This window comes from Saccharopolyspora dendranthemae, assembly GCF_007829955.1.
Classification (GTDB): Bacteria; Actinomycetota; Actinomycetes; order Mycobacteriales; family Pseudonocardiaceae; genus Saccharopolyspora; species Saccharopolyspora dendranthemae.
Genome location: NZ_VIWX01000002.1, coordinates 116,165 through 131,407 on the forward strand (window position 1 = coordinate 116,165; position 15,243 = coordinate 131,407).

General features: G+C 70.3%; 14 protein-coding genes and 1 rRNA gene. 14 read left to right on the forward strand and 1 reads right to left on the reverse strand.

What is annotated here, in order from left to right:
• The first annotated feature begins 54 nt into the window (after positions 1-54).
• Positions 55-171: ribosomal RNA gene (gene rrf / locus FHU35_RS09490) — 5S ribosomal RNA — on the forward strand.
• 413 nt (positions 172-584) lie between these two features.
• Here the strand turns inward: rrf and FHU35_RS29550 are convergent.
• Complete coding sequence (locus tag FHU35_RS29550) at positions 585-1,889, reverse strand: hypothetical protein (RefSeq protein WP_222429400.1); 1,305 nt, start codon at positions 1,887-1,889, stop codon at positions 585-587.
• On the opposite strand from FHU35_RS29550, the gene FHU35_RS29555 reads away from it, so the two are divergent.
• The 13 genes from FHU35_RS29555 to FHU35_RS09555 all read left to right on the forward strand — a co-directional run bounded on the left by FHU35_RS29555 (position 1,854) and on the right by FHU35_RS09555 (position 15,196).
• Positions 1,854-2,687 carry a tetratricopeptide repeat protein gene (locus FHU35_RS29555; RefSeq protein WP_246110194.1) on the forward strand — a complete coding sequence of 278 codons (834 nt, stop codon included), beginning with the start codon at positions 1,854-1,856 and terminating at the stop codon, positions 2,685-2,687. The two genes, FHU35_RS29550 and FHU35_RS29555, sit on opposite strands and share 36 nt — an antisense overlap.
• Positions 2,684-3,682: an HAD-IIA family hydrolase gene (locus tag FHU35_RS09500; RefSeq protein ID WP_145738151.1), complete on the forward strand. Its 999-nt coding sequence runs from the start codon at positions 2,684-2,686 to the stop codon at positions 3,680-3,682. The genes FHU35_RS29555 and FHU35_RS09500 overlap by 4 nt, the downstream gene beginning before the upstream one ends.
• A 42-nt stretch (positions 3,683-3,724) precedes the next feature.
• Positions 3,725-4,006, forward strand: a complete 282-nt coding sequence (locus FHU35_RS09505) for a hypothetical protein (protein ID WP_246110195.1) — start codon at positions 3,725-3,727, stop codon at positions 4,004-4,006.
• A gap of 4 nt (positions 4,007-4,010) precedes the next feature.
• Entirely contained in the window at positions 4,011-4,865 is an 855-nt protein-coding gene (locus tag FHU35_RS09510; protein WP_145738152.1) for a TlyA family RNA methyltransferase, read from the forward strand.
• Positions 4,862-5,749 carry an NAD kinase gene (locus FHU35_RS09515; RefSeq protein WP_145738153.1) on the forward strand — a complete coding sequence of 296 codons (888 nt, stop codon included), beginning with the start codon at positions 4,862-4,864 and terminating at the stop codon, positions 5,747-5,749. The genes FHU35_RS09510 and FHU35_RS09515 overlap by 4 nt, the downstream gene beginning before the upstream one ends.
• A 123-nt stretch (positions 5,750-5,872) precedes the next feature.
• Complete coding sequence (gene recN / locus FHU35_RS09520; RefSeq protein ID WP_186459426.1) at positions 5,873-7,669, forward strand: DNA repair protein RecN; 1,797 nt, start codon at positions 5,873-5,875, stop codon at positions 7,667-7,669.
• Positions 7,670-7,968: 299 nt separating this feature from the next.
• Positions 7,969-9,153 (forward strand): putative cytokinetic ring protein SteA, encoded by a 1,185-nt coding sequence (steA, locus tag FHU35_RS09525; protein ID WP_145738154.1) that lies wholly within the window; start codon positions 7,969-7,971, stop codon positions 9,151-9,153.
• Positions 9,150-10,094: a copper transporter gene (locus FHU35_RS09530; protein ID WP_145738155.1), complete on the forward strand. Its 945-nt coding sequence runs from the start codon at positions 9,150-9,152 to the stop codon at positions 10,092-10,094. The genes steA and FHU35_RS09530 overlap by 4 nt, the downstream gene beginning before the upstream one ends.
• 237 nt (positions 10,095-10,331) lie before the next feature.
• A complete protein-coding gene (locus FHU35_RS09535; RefSeq protein ID WP_425474134.1) occupies positions 10,332-12,047 on the forward strand; it encodes a CTP synthase in 1,716 nt (571 codons plus the stop codon).
• An 85-nt stretch (positions 12,048-12,132) separates the two neighbouring features.
• The gene (locus FHU35_RS09540) at positions 12,133-12,780 is read left to right on the forward strand and encodes an NUDIX domain-containing protein (RefSeq protein ID WP_425474118.1); all 648 of its coding nucleotides are present in this window, start codon (positions 12,133-12,135) and stop codon (positions 12,778-12,780) included.
• Positions 12,777-13,724, forward strand: a complete 948-nt coding sequence (xerD, locus tag FHU35_RS09545; RefSeq protein ID WP_145738158.1) for a site-specific tyrosine recombinase XerD — start codon at positions 12,777-12,779, stop codon at positions 13,722-13,724. Before FHU35_RS09540 ends, xerD begins: the two co-directional genes overlap by 4 nt.
• A 174-nt stretch (positions 13,725-13,898) precedes the next feature.
• Positions 13,899-14,840 (forward strand): ParA family protein, encoded by a 942-nt coding sequence (locus FHU35_RS09550; protein WP_145738159.1) that lies wholly within the window; start codon positions 13,899-13,901, stop codon positions 14,838-14,840.
• Positions 14,837-15,196 carry a hypothetical protein gene (locus FHU35_RS09555; protein ID WP_145738160.1) on the forward strand — a complete coding sequence of 120 codons (360 nt, stop codon included), beginning with the start codon at positions 14,837-14,839 and terminating at the stop codon, positions 15,194-15,196. The genes FHU35_RS09550 and FHU35_RS09555 overlap by 4 nt, the downstream gene beginning before the upstream one ends.
• Positions 15,197-15,243 lie beyond the last annotated feature (47 nt).

Genomic DNA, 15,243 nt, shown 5'->3' on the forward strand with positions numbered 1-15,243 from the left:
GTCAACGTTGTTGGCGCCCCATGGTTTTCCCGTTTTCGGACGGGGCTGAGGGTTGTCGGTGGCGATGGCGGGGAGGGTCCGCCCGGTCCCATTCCGAACCCGGTAGCTAAGCTCCCCAGCGCTGATGGTACTGCACTCGCTAGGGTGTGGGAGAGTAAGACACCGCCGACACATTCCTTGAAAAGAGGGGTGGGGTGGACAGAGTGATCTGTCCACCCCACCCCTCTTTGCATTTCCAGAAAAGCCGAGCGCGTCGACTCCTGCCATGAGGCCGACAGAATTGCTCGCACAATTCCCGTAGTTCGTGCGCCACGAGTGCCCGTTTTCGCGGGCTTTGCGCCTGCGTTCGTCGAGGTTCCAGTCCTGTGGTTTTCGTTGGTGTGATGGCCGGCGTGGGTGGTCCCGGGGCGTTGGCTCGGGCTGGTGAGCTGTAGGATTTGTGGGAGGCGTCCCGGTCGTGACTGTTCAGCCCTGATCGAGGGCTTGGACGACAGCACGAGCGCAGGTGGTCGATCAAGACTCCGCGCGGCGCGGGTGCGCTGGCCGAGGCCATGACCTTGGTAAGATCTTTTGGCTTTTCTTCCTCAGGAGGTTCGGTGTCCGGTTCCGACGACAAGCGCGGCGGCCCTCGTCGCGGGGCCGGTGCCGGCCGCGGCGGCCAGGGCGGTCGTGGCAACTACGACCGAAAGCCGGGCGGCAACTCCCAGGGCCGCGGTTCCCAAGGGGGCCCGCGCAGAGACAACGACGGTGGTCAGCGTCGCTTCAACGACCGCGACAATCGCGGCGGGGATCGCGGTGGCTTCCGCAACGACCGCAACCGCGATGACCGGGGCGGCGACCGCGGTGGCTTCCGACGCGATGACCGAGGGGGCAACCGCAACGATCGCGGCGGCTTCCGCGGGGACCGGGACAACCGGGGACCGCGCGACGACCGGGGCGGCTTCCGCGGGGATCGCGACAACCGGGGACCGCGCGATGACCGCGGTGGGTTCCGCGGGGACCGGGACAACCGCGGTTCGCGGGACGACCGAGGTGGCTTCCGCAACGACCGGAACCGGGATGACCGCGGTGGTTACCGGGGTAATCGCGACGACCGCGGTGGGTTCAACCGTGACGACCGTCCGCGTCGTGATGACCGCGGGCGCGACGACCGGCGCGATTTCAAGCGTGATGACCGCCGCGATGACCGGGGTGGTGGCTTCAAGCGGGACGATCGCGGCCGGGATGACCGTGGTGGTTACCGGGGCAATCGCGACGACCGCGGCGGCTTCCGCCGTGACGACCGGCGCGATGATCGCAATCGTGATGACCGGGGCCGCAACTTCCGCCGGGACGACCGTCCCCGGGATGACCGGACCCGTGACGACCGCAATCGCGACGACCGGGGTGGTGGCTTCAAGCGGGATGACCGCGGTCGGGACAACCGGGGCGGCTACCGCGGGGACAGGCGGGATGACCGCGGCGGGTTCAACCGCGATGATCGCCCGCGTCGCGATGACCGCGGCGGCCCGAAGCGCGACGACCGTCCGCGCCGCGACGACCGCGACAACCGCGGCGGTTACAACCGCGACGACCGCCCCCGCCGCGATGACCGCGGTCGGGACGACCGGAACAACCGCAACCGCGACGACCGGCGCAGGGACGACCGCGGCGGCCGCGAGGGGTTCAAGAAGGACGGCGGCTTCAAGAAGGACGAGGGCTTCAAGAAGGACGGCGGCTTCAAGCGCGACGGCGATCGCAAGCCCGAGCGCAAGAACGAGGACGACGCGCCGAAGGCCGTCGAGCCGGAGCTTCCCGAGGAGGGCGTCGAACCGTCCGATCTGGACCCCGAGGTCCGTCGCGAACTCCTGTCCTTGCCGAAGGGCGCAGCCGACAAGGTCGCGCAGCACCTGGTCGCCGCTGGACAGCTGATCGACGATGAGCCGGAGCGCGCGCTGGCGCACGCCCGTTTCGCGCGGCAGAAGGCTTCGCGGATCCCGTCGGTGCGCGAGGCCAACGGGCTCACCGCGTACCTGACCGGTGAGTGGAACGAAGCGCTGTCCGAGCTGCGCGCCGCGCGTCGTATGGGCGGTGGGCCCGGACACCTGGCGATCATGGCCGACTGCGAGCGCGCTCTGGGTCGTCCGGAGCGGGCGATCGAGCTGGTGCGCAGCGAAGAGGCGCTGCAGCTCGACAAGGAGGACGAGATCGAGCTGCGCATCGTCGCGGCCGGTGCGCGTCGGGACCTCGACGAGATCGACGCGTCCGTCGTCAGCCTGCAGATCCCGGAGCTGGACCCGAAGCGCCAGGAACCCTGGAGCGCCCGGCTGTTCTACGCCTACGCCGACAACCTGCTGGCCGCCGGCCGTGAGCGGGACGCCTTCACCTGGTTCGTCCACGCGGCGCACGCCGACGACGAGGAGGAGACCGACGCTCCCGAGCGGCTCGAGGAGCTCGCGGTCCAGCTCGGTGGCCCGGACGTCATCGAGGAACTGGTCAACGAGGCCGAAGCCGCCGCGGAGATCGACGAGGACGAACTCGACGACGCTGATGCGGACGCCGACGCTGACGACGCCGATGCAGACGACGCCGGCGCGGACGACACGGCTGACGCCGACGACGACGCCGTCGAGCCGGACGACGTGAAGGCCGATGCTGACGGCGAGATCGCGGACGCGTCGTCTGAAGGGGGTTCGCGGACCCAGTGAGCGGCGCGCTGCTCGACGACCACGACGTGGTGCTGTTCGACCTGGACGGCACGGTGTACCGGGGCGGAGAGCTGGTTCCCGGTGCGCTGGAGGCGATCCAGCAGGTGCACAGCCGCGGCGTTCCGGTCCGCTACGTCACCAACAATGCCTCCAAGCCCGATCAGGCGGTCGTCGATCACCTGGTCGGGCTCGGGCTGCAGGCCGAGCGGAGCGAGGTGAGCACGAGCGCCCAGGCGGGCGCTGCGATGCTCGCCGAGAAGCTGCCCGTCGGGGCCCGCGTGCTGGTCGTCGGCTCTCCCGCTCTGAAGTCCGAGGTGGAGGGACTGGGCCTGGTTCCGGTCAGCGAGTTCGCCGACGAACCGGTCGCGGTGGTGCAGGGTCTGTTCACCGAGCTGGCGTACCGCGACTTCGCGGAGGCGTGCCTGGCGATTCGCGGAGGCGCGTTGTGGGTGGCGTGCAACGCCGACCGCACGTTGCCGACCGAGCGCGGGCTGATGCCCGGCAACGGAGCTCTGGTCGAGCTGCTGCGCGCGGCGACCGACCAGGAACCGCTGGTCGCGGGCAAGCCGGAGCGTCCGCTGCTCGACCGGGCCGTGTCGTCCTCCTGCGCCAGCAGGCCGCTGATGGTCGGTGATCGGTTGGACACCGACATCGCCGGCGCGGTCAAGGCGGACATGCCGTCGCTGATGGTGCTCACCGGCGTCAACACGCCGCGCCACCTGCTGGAAGCCCGACCCGGTGAGCGGCCGACCAGCGTCGCCGCCGATCTGCGCGGCGTGCACTCGCCGAAGTCCGTGGTCGACGTCGCCGAACAGCCGGCCTGGTCGGTGTCGGTCGGTGAGCGTCTCGAACTGTCCGCGCGCGGTGAGGGCGACGAGCTCGGGGCGCTGCGCGCGCTGTGCGCCGCCTGGTGGTCCGCGGGTGCCGGTCCTGTGCCGGTGGAGGGCACCGACGACGCGGCGCGGCGAGCGCTGCGCGAGCTGGACATCGACTGACCTGACGGGAACGCGGCGGACGATTCGGCTAGCGTGAACGCGGTGTCGCGCACCGGCCGGGTGCTGCACCGCGAACGAGGGGAGTACCTGCCCATGACCTCTCCGGGCCAGCCGCAGGCGCCGAACCCGGCGATGCTGGCGCGCCAGGCCGACGACGGTCAGTCGGCGATCGATGCGATCTCCGAGGCGATGACCGAGCTCGACGAGGTGCGCGATCAGCCCGTCGCCGAGCACGTCCAGCGCTTCGAGAACGTGCACGGCGCGTTGACCGAGGCGCTGTCGAAGGCCGATCACCTGCAGTCCCAGAACACCCCTCGGAGTTGACGAAGTGCCTCGCAAGGCGCGCCTGGACGCCGAACTGGTTCGGCGCGGGCTGGCGCGGTCCCGGGAACACGCTGGAGAGCTGGTCGCCGCCGGCCGGGTGACCGTGCGCGGCATGCCCGCGCGCAAAGCCGCCACGGCGGTGGAGATCGACGCGCCCGTGCTGGTCGCCGAGGACGTCGACGATCCGGGATGGGCGTCGCGAGGTGCGCACAAGCTCCTCGGTGCCCTCGAGGCATTCGAGCCCGGCGGGCTGACCGTGGCGGGCAAGCGGTGCCTGGACGCGGGCGCGTCCACCGGTGGGTTCACCGACGTGCTGCTGCGCCGGGAGGCGAGCGAGGTCGTGGCCGTCGACGTCGGCTACGGACAACTGGTGTGGAACCTGCAGACCCACGAACGGGTTCGCATCCACGACCGCACCAACGTGCGCGCGCTGACACCGGAGGACATCGGCGGCCAGGTGGATCTGGTGGTCGCCGACCTGTCGTTCATCTCGCTCAAGCTCGTGCTGCCGGCGCTGGCCGCGTGCGCCACCGGTACCGCCGATCTGGTACCGATGATCAAACCGCAGTTCGAGGTGGGCAAACAACGGCTAGGCTCGGGAGGCGTGGTCCGGGATCCGCAGCTGCGCGCTGAAGCGGTGCTGGAAGTGGTCGACTTCGCCGCCGAGCTCGGGCTGGGACTGCGTGACGTGGTGGCAAGCCCGCTACCTGGCCCGTCCGGCAACGTCGAGTTCTTCATCTGGCTCCGGCCGGGCGTCGAGACCGACCGCGAGCGTGCGAGCCGCTTGGTGGCGGACGCGGTCGAAGGAGGACCGCAGACCTCATCCAAGAATTCACCCCGGCAAGGGAGTGGCAGTTGACCCGACGGGTGCTGCTGGTGGTGCACACCGGCAGGGAGCAGAACCTGCGCACGGCGGAGAAGGTCGCAGGTCGTCTGCTCGACGCGGGAATTTCGGTCCGGGCGCTCGCCGGCGAAGCAGATGATCTGCGCGAATCCGCCTGCGAGGTCGCGAGACCGGACGAGAACCCGGCGGCAGGTACCGAGTTGGTGCTGGTTCTCGGCGGTGACGGCACGCTGCTGCGGGCCGCTGAACTCGCCAGACCGGCTGGTGTTCCGCTGTTCGGGGTCAACCTCGGCCGGGTCGGGTTCCTGGCCGGTGCCGACTCCGACGACCTGGACGAGGCGATCGCCGCGGTCGTGGAATCGCGCTACCACGTCGAGGAGCGGATGACCCTCGAGGTCACCGCGACGCTCAACGGCGAGCAGGTCGCCGCCACGTGGGCGCTCAACGAAGCGAGCGTGGAGAAGAGCAGCCGGGAGCGGATCCTGGACGTTGTCGTCGAGGTCGACGGGCATCCCGTCTCGGCGTTCGGTTGCGACGGCGTGCTGTGCTCGACGCCGACCGGCTCCACGGCCTACGCGTTCTCCGCCGGTGGACCCGTGGTGTGGCCCGACGTGCACGCGCTGCTGGTCGTCCCCAGCAACGCGCACGCGCTGTTCGCGGGACCGCTGGTCGTGTCGCGGGAATCGCTGGTGGCGATGGAGATCGACCAGCACGGCCACCACGCCGTGCTGTGCTGCGACGGCCAGCGGCAGTTCGACCTGCCGCCCGGTGCGCGCGTCGAGGTCGTCGGCGGGTCGACGCCGATCCGCTTGGTGCGCCTGCAGGACACGTCCTTCACCGATCGCCTGGTGCGCAAGTTCGAGCTGCCCGTCCAGGGCTGGCGCGGTCCTGCCGAGTAGCCGCCCGGCCTGCGCGGCTCCCGCCGTCCGCTCGGGGCGGATCGAACACAATGTCTAACGATTTCGGTGGCGATCACCGCAGTGGGGCGCTCCTGAGCCTTCGGTGCCGATAGGGTGCTGAGTGTGTTGGCGGAGATGCGTATCCAGGGACTGGGCGTCATCGACGACGCCACGCTCGCACTGCACGCCGGCCTGACCGTGGTCACGGGTGAGACGGGCGCGGGCAAGACGATGGTGGTCACCGGGCTCCATCTGCTCAGCGGCGGCCGGGCCGACGCCTCGCGAGTCCGGGCGGGTGCGCAGCGAGCTGTCGTCGAGGGCCGTTTCGCGACCACCCCGGACTCACCGGCGGCGAAGGTCGCAGGCGACGCGGGTGCCGAACCTGACGACGACGGAAGTCTGATCGCGCTGCGCACGGTGACGTCCGACGGCCGCTCGCGGGCGCACCTGGGCGGACGTTCGGTGCCCAACGGCGTGCTCGCGGAGCTGTCCGAGCAGGTGCTGGCGGTGCACGGGCAGAACGACCAGCTGCGGCTGCTGCGGCCCGGCGAGCAGCGGGCCGTGCTCGACCGGTTCGCCGGTGAGCCGGTCCTGCACGTTCTGGCCGACTACCAGCGGGTTCGCGCCGAGTGGGCCGAGGCGGTGCGCGAACTCGTCGAACGCACCGAGCGCTCGCGCGAGCTGTCCCGGGAAGCGGACCTGCTGCGCCACGGCCTCGCCGAGATCGAAGCCGTCAACCCCGAGGCGGGGGAGGACGTTTCGCTGGTCGACGAGGCGCGACGGCTCGCCGACGTGGACCAGCTGCGCGAGATCGCCGCCGGAGCCCAGCACGCGCTGTCCGGTTCCGCCGATGCCGATCCGGAGGCTCCGGGAGCCATCGGGCTGATCGGGGAGGCGTCCCGGCGGCTGTCGTCATCCGAGGACCCGGCGCTGCGAGAGCTGGAACCTCGCGTGGCCGAGGCGGTCGCCGTGCTCTCCGACGTGGGCGGTGAGCTGGGCGCGTACCTGGACAAGCTCGACGCCGACCCGGCCCGCTTGGAGCAGGTGCTGGCGCGGCAAGCGGAGCTCAAGCAGCTCACGAAGAAGTACGCGGCCGACGTCGACGGCGTGCTGGCCTGGGCGGAGGACGCCCGCACCCGACTGTCCGGAATGGACACCTCGGAGGAGGCGCTGGCGGCGCTGGCCGCCCGCCGCGACGAATTCGCGGTGGAACTCGCCGAGCACGCGAAAGCCCTCAGCGCAGCGCGCGGTGAGGCAGCGGTGCGGTTGGCCGAGGCGGTCTCGCAGGAGTTGTCCGGGCTGGCGATGGCGCAGGCGAAGCTCCAGGTCCTGGTCCACGCCAAGGACGCCGACGACGGTGACCCCAACGGGCTGCCGGTGGACGGTCGCACGCTGCACGCGGGGCCGGACGGAGTCGACGAGGTCGAGCTCCAGCTGATCGCGCACTCGGGTGCGCCCGCGCTGCCGATCCACAAGGGTGCGTCGGGTGGTGAGCTCTCCCGCGTGATGCTGGCGCTGGAGGTCGTTCTCGCCGGCGCCGACACCGTGCCCACCCTGGTCTTCGATGAGGTCGACGCCGGAGTCGGCGGTCGTGCGGCCGTGGAGATCGGGCGTCGGCTGGCCAGGCTCGCCCGCACCCACCAGGTCGTCGTGGTCACTCACCTCCCGCAGGTCGCGGCGTTCGCCGACCGGCACATGGTGGTCGACAAGGGCCAAGCGGACGGAGGTCTCACCAAGAGCGACGTCCGCATGGTCGCCGACGAACGACGCGTGGTGGAGCTGGCGCGAATGCTGGCCGGCATGGAGTCCACCGAGACCGGGCGCGCGCACGCCGAGGAACTGCTGGAGACGGCGAACACCTACAAGCTCACCCAGGAGAAGTTCGGCCGGAAGGGCAAGGGCTCCAAGAAGAAGCCTTAGAGGCTGGTGGTCGTGCTGCCCGGCGGTGCGGGTAGCGGAACCTCAGACGCCTCCTGGCTCCGGGATCCGAGACTTGAGTATTAGGGGATACGCGGCGCTTCGGCTGTCCTCCCCAGGAGGCGTCTGAGAACCCGCGGCGGTGCCGGTTGCTTTGGTGGGGTACCGCGAAAGCACCTTCGGCGCTTGCCTGACGGTGAACGGGTGCTGGGCCGTTTCGCTCATCGGGTGTTGCGGCATATGACGTAGTGCGTTCGGCGTGGCGCAGGCACGATCGGTGATTGGTTTGTCACCATCGGCGCATGAAAATCAGCGGACTGCTGACTCGACAGCAGGAGGACCTGCCCGGGCTCGCCGGGGTCGCGAGGGTGGAACGCCGCTCCGGTGATCTGCCGCGCCGGGTCCGCACCGGTGACATCGCGGTCATCGACCACGCCGACCTGGACCGGCGCAGCGCCGAAGCCTTGGTGGCCGCCGGGGTGATCGGCGTGGTCAACACCGCGCCGTCGATCTCCGGGCGCTACCCGAACCTCGGGCCGGAAGTGCTGCTGGCTGCCGGTGTCGCGCTCGTCGACGGTGTTGGCGCCGACATCCTCAACCAGGTCAAGGACGGCTCGAAGATCCGCCTGTTCGAAGGCGGGATCTACGCCGGGGACCGCGAGATCGGCCGGGGCGTCGAGCAGGACACCAACTCGATCGCCGACCAGCTCATCGAGGCCAAGGCCGGGATGGCCACCCAGCTCGAGGCGTTCTCGGCCAACACGATCGAGTTCCTGCGCACCGAGCGCACGCTGATCCTCGACGGCATCGGGGTGCCCGAGCTGGCCGGCTCGATGGAGGGCAGGCAGGTGCTCGTGGTCGCGCCCGGCTACGGCCACGCCGACGACCTGCGCAGCCTCAAGCGCTACATCCGCGAGTACAAGCCGGTGCTGATCGGCGTCGAGGGCGGCGCCGACGCCCTGCAGCGGGCCGGGTACAAGCCGAACGTCATCGTCGGCGCGCCGGACACCATCAGCACCGAGACGCTGCGCTGCGGTGCCGAGCTGGTCATCCCCGCGCACCTCGACGGGCACGCTCCCGGGCTGGAGCGCATCCAGGACCTGGGCGTGGGCGCGATGACGTTCCCGGCTTCCGGCAACCCGGAGGACTTGGCGCTGCTGCTGGCCGACGCGCACAAGGCGAGCCTCGTGGTGACCGTCGGGTTCCAGGCCACGCTCAGCGAATTCCTCGACCGGGGCCGTTCCGGTTCCAACCCGTCGACGTTCCTGACCCGCTTGCGGCTCGGCAGCAAGGTCATCGACGGCCCGGCGGTGGCCAACCTGCAGCGCAGCCGGACGCCGATGTCCGCTGTGGTGCTGCTGGTGGTGGCGGTGCTGCTGGTGGTCGCCGTGGCCCTGCTGGTGTCCGGGCTCGGTTCCGCCGCAGTCGATCAGATGGTCGACACCACGGGTGTCGTGTCGGCCTACTTCAAGGGGCTGTTCTCGTGATCACGGTGCGCTACCACATCATCTCGATCGCCGCGGTCTTCCTCGCGCTGGCAGTGGGCGTGGTGCTGGGCACCAGCACGGTCAGCCAAGGCCTGCTGAACGCTGTGGGCGGCGAGAAGGAGGAGCTGCAGGCTCAGGTCGACCAGCTCGGCGCCGAGCGCGCGCAGCTCAAGGCGCAGACCGAATCCGCCGACCGGTTCAACACGACCGTCGCGCCGATGGCCGTGCAGGGGCAGCTCTCCGGTCGCAGCGTGGTGCTGATCAGCGCCGCCGACACCGACGACGGCCAGCGCCAGGCGATGACCAAGCTGCTGCGGGATTCCGGTGCCGACATCTCCGGTGACGTCCGCCTCGGCCAGGCCCTCACCGACCCGGATCGGACAGACCAGCTGCGCGGCGTGGTCACGCAGCTGCTGCCCGCCGGGGTCCAGCTGCCCACGGCCGCGGACCCCGGGACCCTCGCCGGTGGCCTGCTCGGCCCGTTGACGCTGGTCAACCCGCAGACCGGGCAGCCGCAGGCGGCGGACGACGCTCGCGCGGCGGCGCTGTCGGGCCTGTCCGGTGGTGGGTTCGCGACCGCTTCGGAAGGCCTGCGGCCCGCGCAGCTGGCGGTGGTGCTCACCGGCGGTCGCCTGGAGGGCGACAACGCGGCGGACAGGGCGACGGCTCTGGCGCGGCTGGCCACCCAGATCGACCGCTCAGGGCAGGGTGCCGTCCTGGCGGGCACCAGCGGCTCGGCCGACGGGCGCGGAGCCGTCGGCGTGGCGCGAGCCGACCCTGCGATGTCGTCGAACCTGTCCACCGTGGACAACGCCGACACCGGCGCCGGACGTGTGGCGGTCGTCATGGCCGCCCGCGAGCAGGCGGACCGGCAGGCCGGGCACTACGGTGTGGCCAGCAGCGCGCAGGGACCGGTGCCGGGAACCCGCGGCGCTTCGTGATCCGCGGGTTCGTCGCAGGTCGTGCGGGGTTCACCAAGACGTCACGGTCGACCGGCCGGGAGGCCGCCGGATGGCGGTTGACCCGGCCGGTTCTCCGTTTCCGGATAGGGCGGGTCTCGGTGCGGGCCGCGGTGGTCGTGCGTTAGGCTGGAATTCCGTGGGAGCGACGGATCCAGCCGTCCTGCCAGCGCAGAAATTCCAGCCAGGCGACGGCTTGACCACGGGGAGCTTTTGTTGGTGCCGCAAGCACGCACGATCAAGCACGTTTTCGTCACGGGGGGCGTTGCCTCCTCGTTGGGGAAGGGGCTCACGGCGTCCAGCCTGGGCGAACTGCTCACCTCCCGCGGCCTGCGGGTGACCATGCAGAAGCTCGACCCCTACCTGAACGTCGATCCGGGGACGATGAACCCCTTCCAGCACGGCGAGGTGTTCGTCACCGAGGACGGTGCTGAGACCGACCTGGACATCGGTCACTACGAGCGGTTCCTGGACCGCGATCTGACCCGCAACGCCAACGTCACCACCGGCCAGGTGTACTCCGCAGTCATCGCCAAGGAGCGCCGCGGCGAGTACCTGGGCGACACGGTGCAGGTCATCCCGCACATCACCGACCAGATCAAGGCCCGCATCCGGGCCATGGCCGAGCCCGACGAGAACGGCGTCACGCCTGACGTGGTGATCACCGAGGTCGGTGGCACCGTCGGCGACATCGAGTCGCTGCCGTTCCTGGAGGCCTGCCGCCAGGTCCGCCACGACGTGGGCCGGGACAACTGCTTCTTCCTGCACGTCTCGCTGGTGCCGTACCTGGCGCCGTCGGGCGAGCTCAAGACCAAGCCGACCCAGCACTCGGTGGCCGCGCTGCGCAACATCGGCATCCAGCCCGACGCGCTGGTCTGCCGCGCGGATCGCGAACTGCCCGCCGACCTCAAGCGCAAGATCGCGCTGATGTGCGACGTCGACACCGACGGCGTGGTGGCCTGCCCGGACGCGCCGTCCATCTACGACATCCCGAAGGTGCTGCACAGCGAGGGTCTGGACGCCTACATGGTGCGCAGGCTCGGACTGCCATTCCGCGACGTCGACTGGTCGGTGTGGGGCGATCTGCTGGACCGCGTGCACAACCCGTCCGAGCGGGTGCGCATCGCGCTGGTCGGCAAGTACGTCGACCTGCCCGACGCGTACCTGTCGGTGACCGAGGCCCTGCGCGCCGGTGGGTTCGCCCACCACGCCAAGGTGGAGATCTCCTGGGTCGGGTCGGACACGTGCGAGACCGAATCGGGCGCGGCGCAGGCGCTGGCCGGAGTGGACGGCGTGCTGATCCCGGGAGGGTTCGGCGTGCGCGGCATCGAGGGCAAGCTCGGTGCCATCCGCTACGCCCGCACCAACAACATCCCGATCCTCGGGTTGTGCCTCGGCTTGCAGTGCATGGTGATCGAGACGGCCCGGGCGCTGGGCGGGCTGGAGCGGGCGAACTCCACCGAGTTCGAGGAGCCCTGCCAGCACCCGGTGATCAGCACCATGGCCGACCAGCACGACGTGCTCTCCGGTGACCGGGACATGGGCGGCACCATGCGACTGGGGTCCTACCCGGCGAAGCTCGCCGAGGGCTCGATCGTCGCCGAGGCCTACGGTTCCACCGAGGTCCACGAGCGGCACCGGCACCGCTACGAGGTCAACAACGCTTACCGGGACGAGCTGAGCAAGGCAGGCGTGGTCTTCTCCGGCACCTCGCCGGACGATCGCCTGGTCGAGTTCGTCGAGCTGGACCGCGAGATCCACCCGTTCTTCGTGGGCACCCAGGCGCACCCGGAGCTCAAGAGCCGTCCGACCCGCCCGCACCCGCTGTTCGCGGCGTTCGCGAAGGCGGCGATCGACTACCGCGCGGCCGAGCGGCTTCCGGTCGAGCTGGAGCGGACCGTCTCCGAGGCGGAGTCCGAACCCGCTGCGAGGTAATTCATCCCAGGTGAGCGGCCCGCACGACCGGTGACGGTGGTGCGGGCCGACTCATCGTGCCGCGATCGGCTCTAGGGTGGTGCTCGTGGAGACCACGGGTAGCGGTGTCGCGCGCACCAACGGAGAGCACGAGTTCACCACTCTGGCCAGCGAGGACGTCTACGTCGGGCGCATCCTGGCGCTGCGGGCCGACGAAGTGGGCATGCCCGGCGGCGGTCAGGCCCGCAGAGAGGTCGTCGAGCACTACGGCGCCGTGGCGATCGCCGCGATCGACGAGCAGGACCGGGTCGTGCTGGTCCACCAGTACCGCTATCCGCTCGGTCGCAGGCTGTGGGAACTGCCCGCCGGCTTGATGGACGTCTCCGGTGAGCACCCGGTGCGAACCGCGCAGCGGGAGCTCGCGGAGGAGGCCGGACTGGCCGCCGAGAACTGGTCCGTGCTCGTCGACATCGCGACCTCGCCGGGCTTCACCGACGAGGTCGTGCGGGTCTTCCTCGCCACCGGGTTGTCGGACGTCGCGCTTCCCGACGCCGCGGGCGATGAGGAAGCGGACCTGGTCATCGAGCGGTTCCCGCTGGAAGAGGCGGTGCGGATGGCGTTGGCGGGAGAGGTCGTCAACGGCCCGGCGGTGGCAGGTCTGCTGGCGGCCAAGGCGATCCGCGACGGTGACGCCGAACCGCGCTCGGCCGAAGCGGAATGGCGCGACCGGCCGCTGCGCTTCGCCGCCCGGTGAAGGGTTTCGAGTCGCTGCCGGCCGAACTGCGCGCTGCCGTCGGCGAATACCTCGACCACCTGGCCGTCGAGCGCGGAACCGCGCGCAGCACGCTGGACTCGTACACCCGCGACCTGCGCAGGTACGCCGAGTTCCTCGTCGCCCGAGGTGTGTCCGGTCTGGGTGAGGTGCGCACCGAGCACCTCGCGGAGTTCCTGGCGCAACTGCGCGAAGGCGTCGAAGGCCGTCCGCCGCTGGCCTCGTCCTCCGCCGCCAGGGCGCTGGTGGCCGCGCGCGGGTTGCACAAGTTCGCCCACGCCGAAGGCAGGATCGCCGTCGACGTCGCGCGCGAGGTGACCCCGCCGAGCCCGCCGAAGCGGTTGCCGAAGGCGCTCTCGGTGAACGACGTGGGACGGCTGCTGGAGCACGCGGGTGGTGACGATCCGCGCGGATTGCGGGACCGGGCGCTGCTGGAACTGCTGTACTCGACCGGAGCTCGCATCTCGGAAGCGGTCGGCCTGAGCATCGACGACGTCGACCGCACCGACCGAACCGTTCTGCTGGACGGCAAGGGCGGCAGGCAGCGGATCGTGCCGGTCGGGCGTCCCGCGCTGGCGATGCTGGAGGCCTACCTGGTGCGGGCGCGACCCGTGCTGGTGGCGCGAGGAAGGGGCAGTTCGGCGGTTTTCCTGAATTCGCGCGGGACCGGGCTTTCCCGGCAAAGCGCGTGGAACGCGTTGAAAACCGCCGCGCAACGGGCCGGAATCGCTGAAACCGTTTCGCCTCACGTGCTCCGCCACTCCTTCGCCACGCACCTGGTGGAAGGCGGTGCGGACGTTCGCGTCGTGCAGGAACTCCTCGGGCACGCCTCGGTGGCGACGACGCAGGTGTACACGCTGGTCACGGTCAACACGCTTCGGGAGGTCTACGCCACGGCACATCCGCGAGCACACCTTTCGGGGTGAGATCACCGTTTGCGCATGCGCGTGATCAAGGAAAGCGGTAGATCTTCATCACGGCAAAATCACGAACATCCGCCGATCCAATTGCCGACACCACGGCGAGGCACGTTGCCGCAGGTCGTTTGAGCGACTTAGGCTGCGATCGATCGCCACCGGTACCGAAGGAGTCAGTTCGCCATGTCGATGCCGCATCCTTCCGCCGCCCGGCGGCCTCGGGGCGCGGTCGACCTGAGCATCGCACCCGAGACCACGGGCACTGAGGCGAACGCCGATCAGAACCAGGACGCCCGCGGACTCGGCCCGACCGGTCGGCCGCTACGGCACATCCCCGAACCGCCGCTGCTGGACGAACACGGCCCGGCGTCGGTGCTGGCCATGTGCAACCAGAAGGGCGGCGTCGGGAAGACCACCTCGACGATCAACCTCGGTGCCGCGCTCGCCGAACACGGGCGCCGGGTGCTGCTGGTGGACTTCGATCCGCAGGGCGCGCTCTCGGTCGGTCTCGGTGTTCAGCCGCACCAGCTCGAGCAGACCATCTACAACGTCATCATGGAGCGCGGCGTCAGCGTCGAGGACGTGGCGCGGCGCACCACGGTCGAGGGCATGGACCTGCTGCCCAGCAACATCGATCTCTCGGCCGCCGAGGTCCAGCTGGTCACCGAGGTGGGTCGCGAGCAGACGCTGCACCGGGTGCTGCGCCAGTCGATGGAGGAGTACGACTACATCCTGGTCGACTGCCAGCCGTCGCTGGGCCTGCTCACGGTCAACGCCCTGGCCGCCGCCGACGGCGTCATCATCCCGCTGGAGTGCGAGTTCTTCAGCTTGCGCGGGGTGGCGCTGCTGATCGACACCATCGAGAAGGTGCGCGAGCGGCTGAACCCGAAGCTGGAGATCAGCGGCATCCTGGCGACGATGTTCGACCCCCGCACCCTGCACTCCCGCGAGGTCATGCAGCGCGTGGTGGAGGCCTTCGGCGACGTCGTGTACGACTCGGTGATCAACCGGACCGTTCGTTTCCCGGAGACCACGGTCGCGGGTGAGCCGATCACCAGGTGGGCCCCTCGGTCGGCCGGGGCCCAGGCGTACCGCGCGCTGGCCCGCGAGGTGATCGCTCGATGACGCGTCGGGTCGCCCTGCCCGGAGCCGCCGAACTGTTCCGTACTACTGTTTCTCGGACGGATCAGGCCTCGGCGCCGAGGGAGGACCCGGAGCCGGTCGCCCCGCCCGAGGAGAAGGGGCGTGCCCGGTCTGCGGGTACAGGTCGGCGCAAGCACGATTCGAAGATCACCGTGTACGTCTCCGACGAGGAGTTGCTGGGTTTGGAGCAGGCTCGGCTCGCGTTGCGGGCGGATCACGGCATCGCCGTGGACCGCGGCCGCGTCGTGCGCGAGGCGATCGCGGTGCTGCTGACCGACTTCGCACAGCACGGTTCGGACTCGGTGCTGGTCCGGAGCCTGCGGGAGCCCGGCGAGTGACCGCTGTCCCACGAGCCGATGCCGAACTCGCACCGTCCGACGCAGGG

Coding starts and splice junctions, on each gene's coding strand:
- steA (WP_145738154.1), top strand. CDS start 7,969: ATGAAAATCAGCGGACTGCTGACTCGACAGCAGGAGGACCTGCCCGGG.
- FHU35_RS09550 (WP_145738159.1), top strand. CDS start 13,899: ATGTCGATGCCGCATCCTTCCGCCGCCCGGCGGCCTCGGGGCGCGGTC.
- FHU35_RS09555 (WP_145738160.1), top strand. CDS start 14,837: ATGACGCGTCGGGTCGCCCTGCCCGGAGCCGCCGAACTGTTCCGTACT.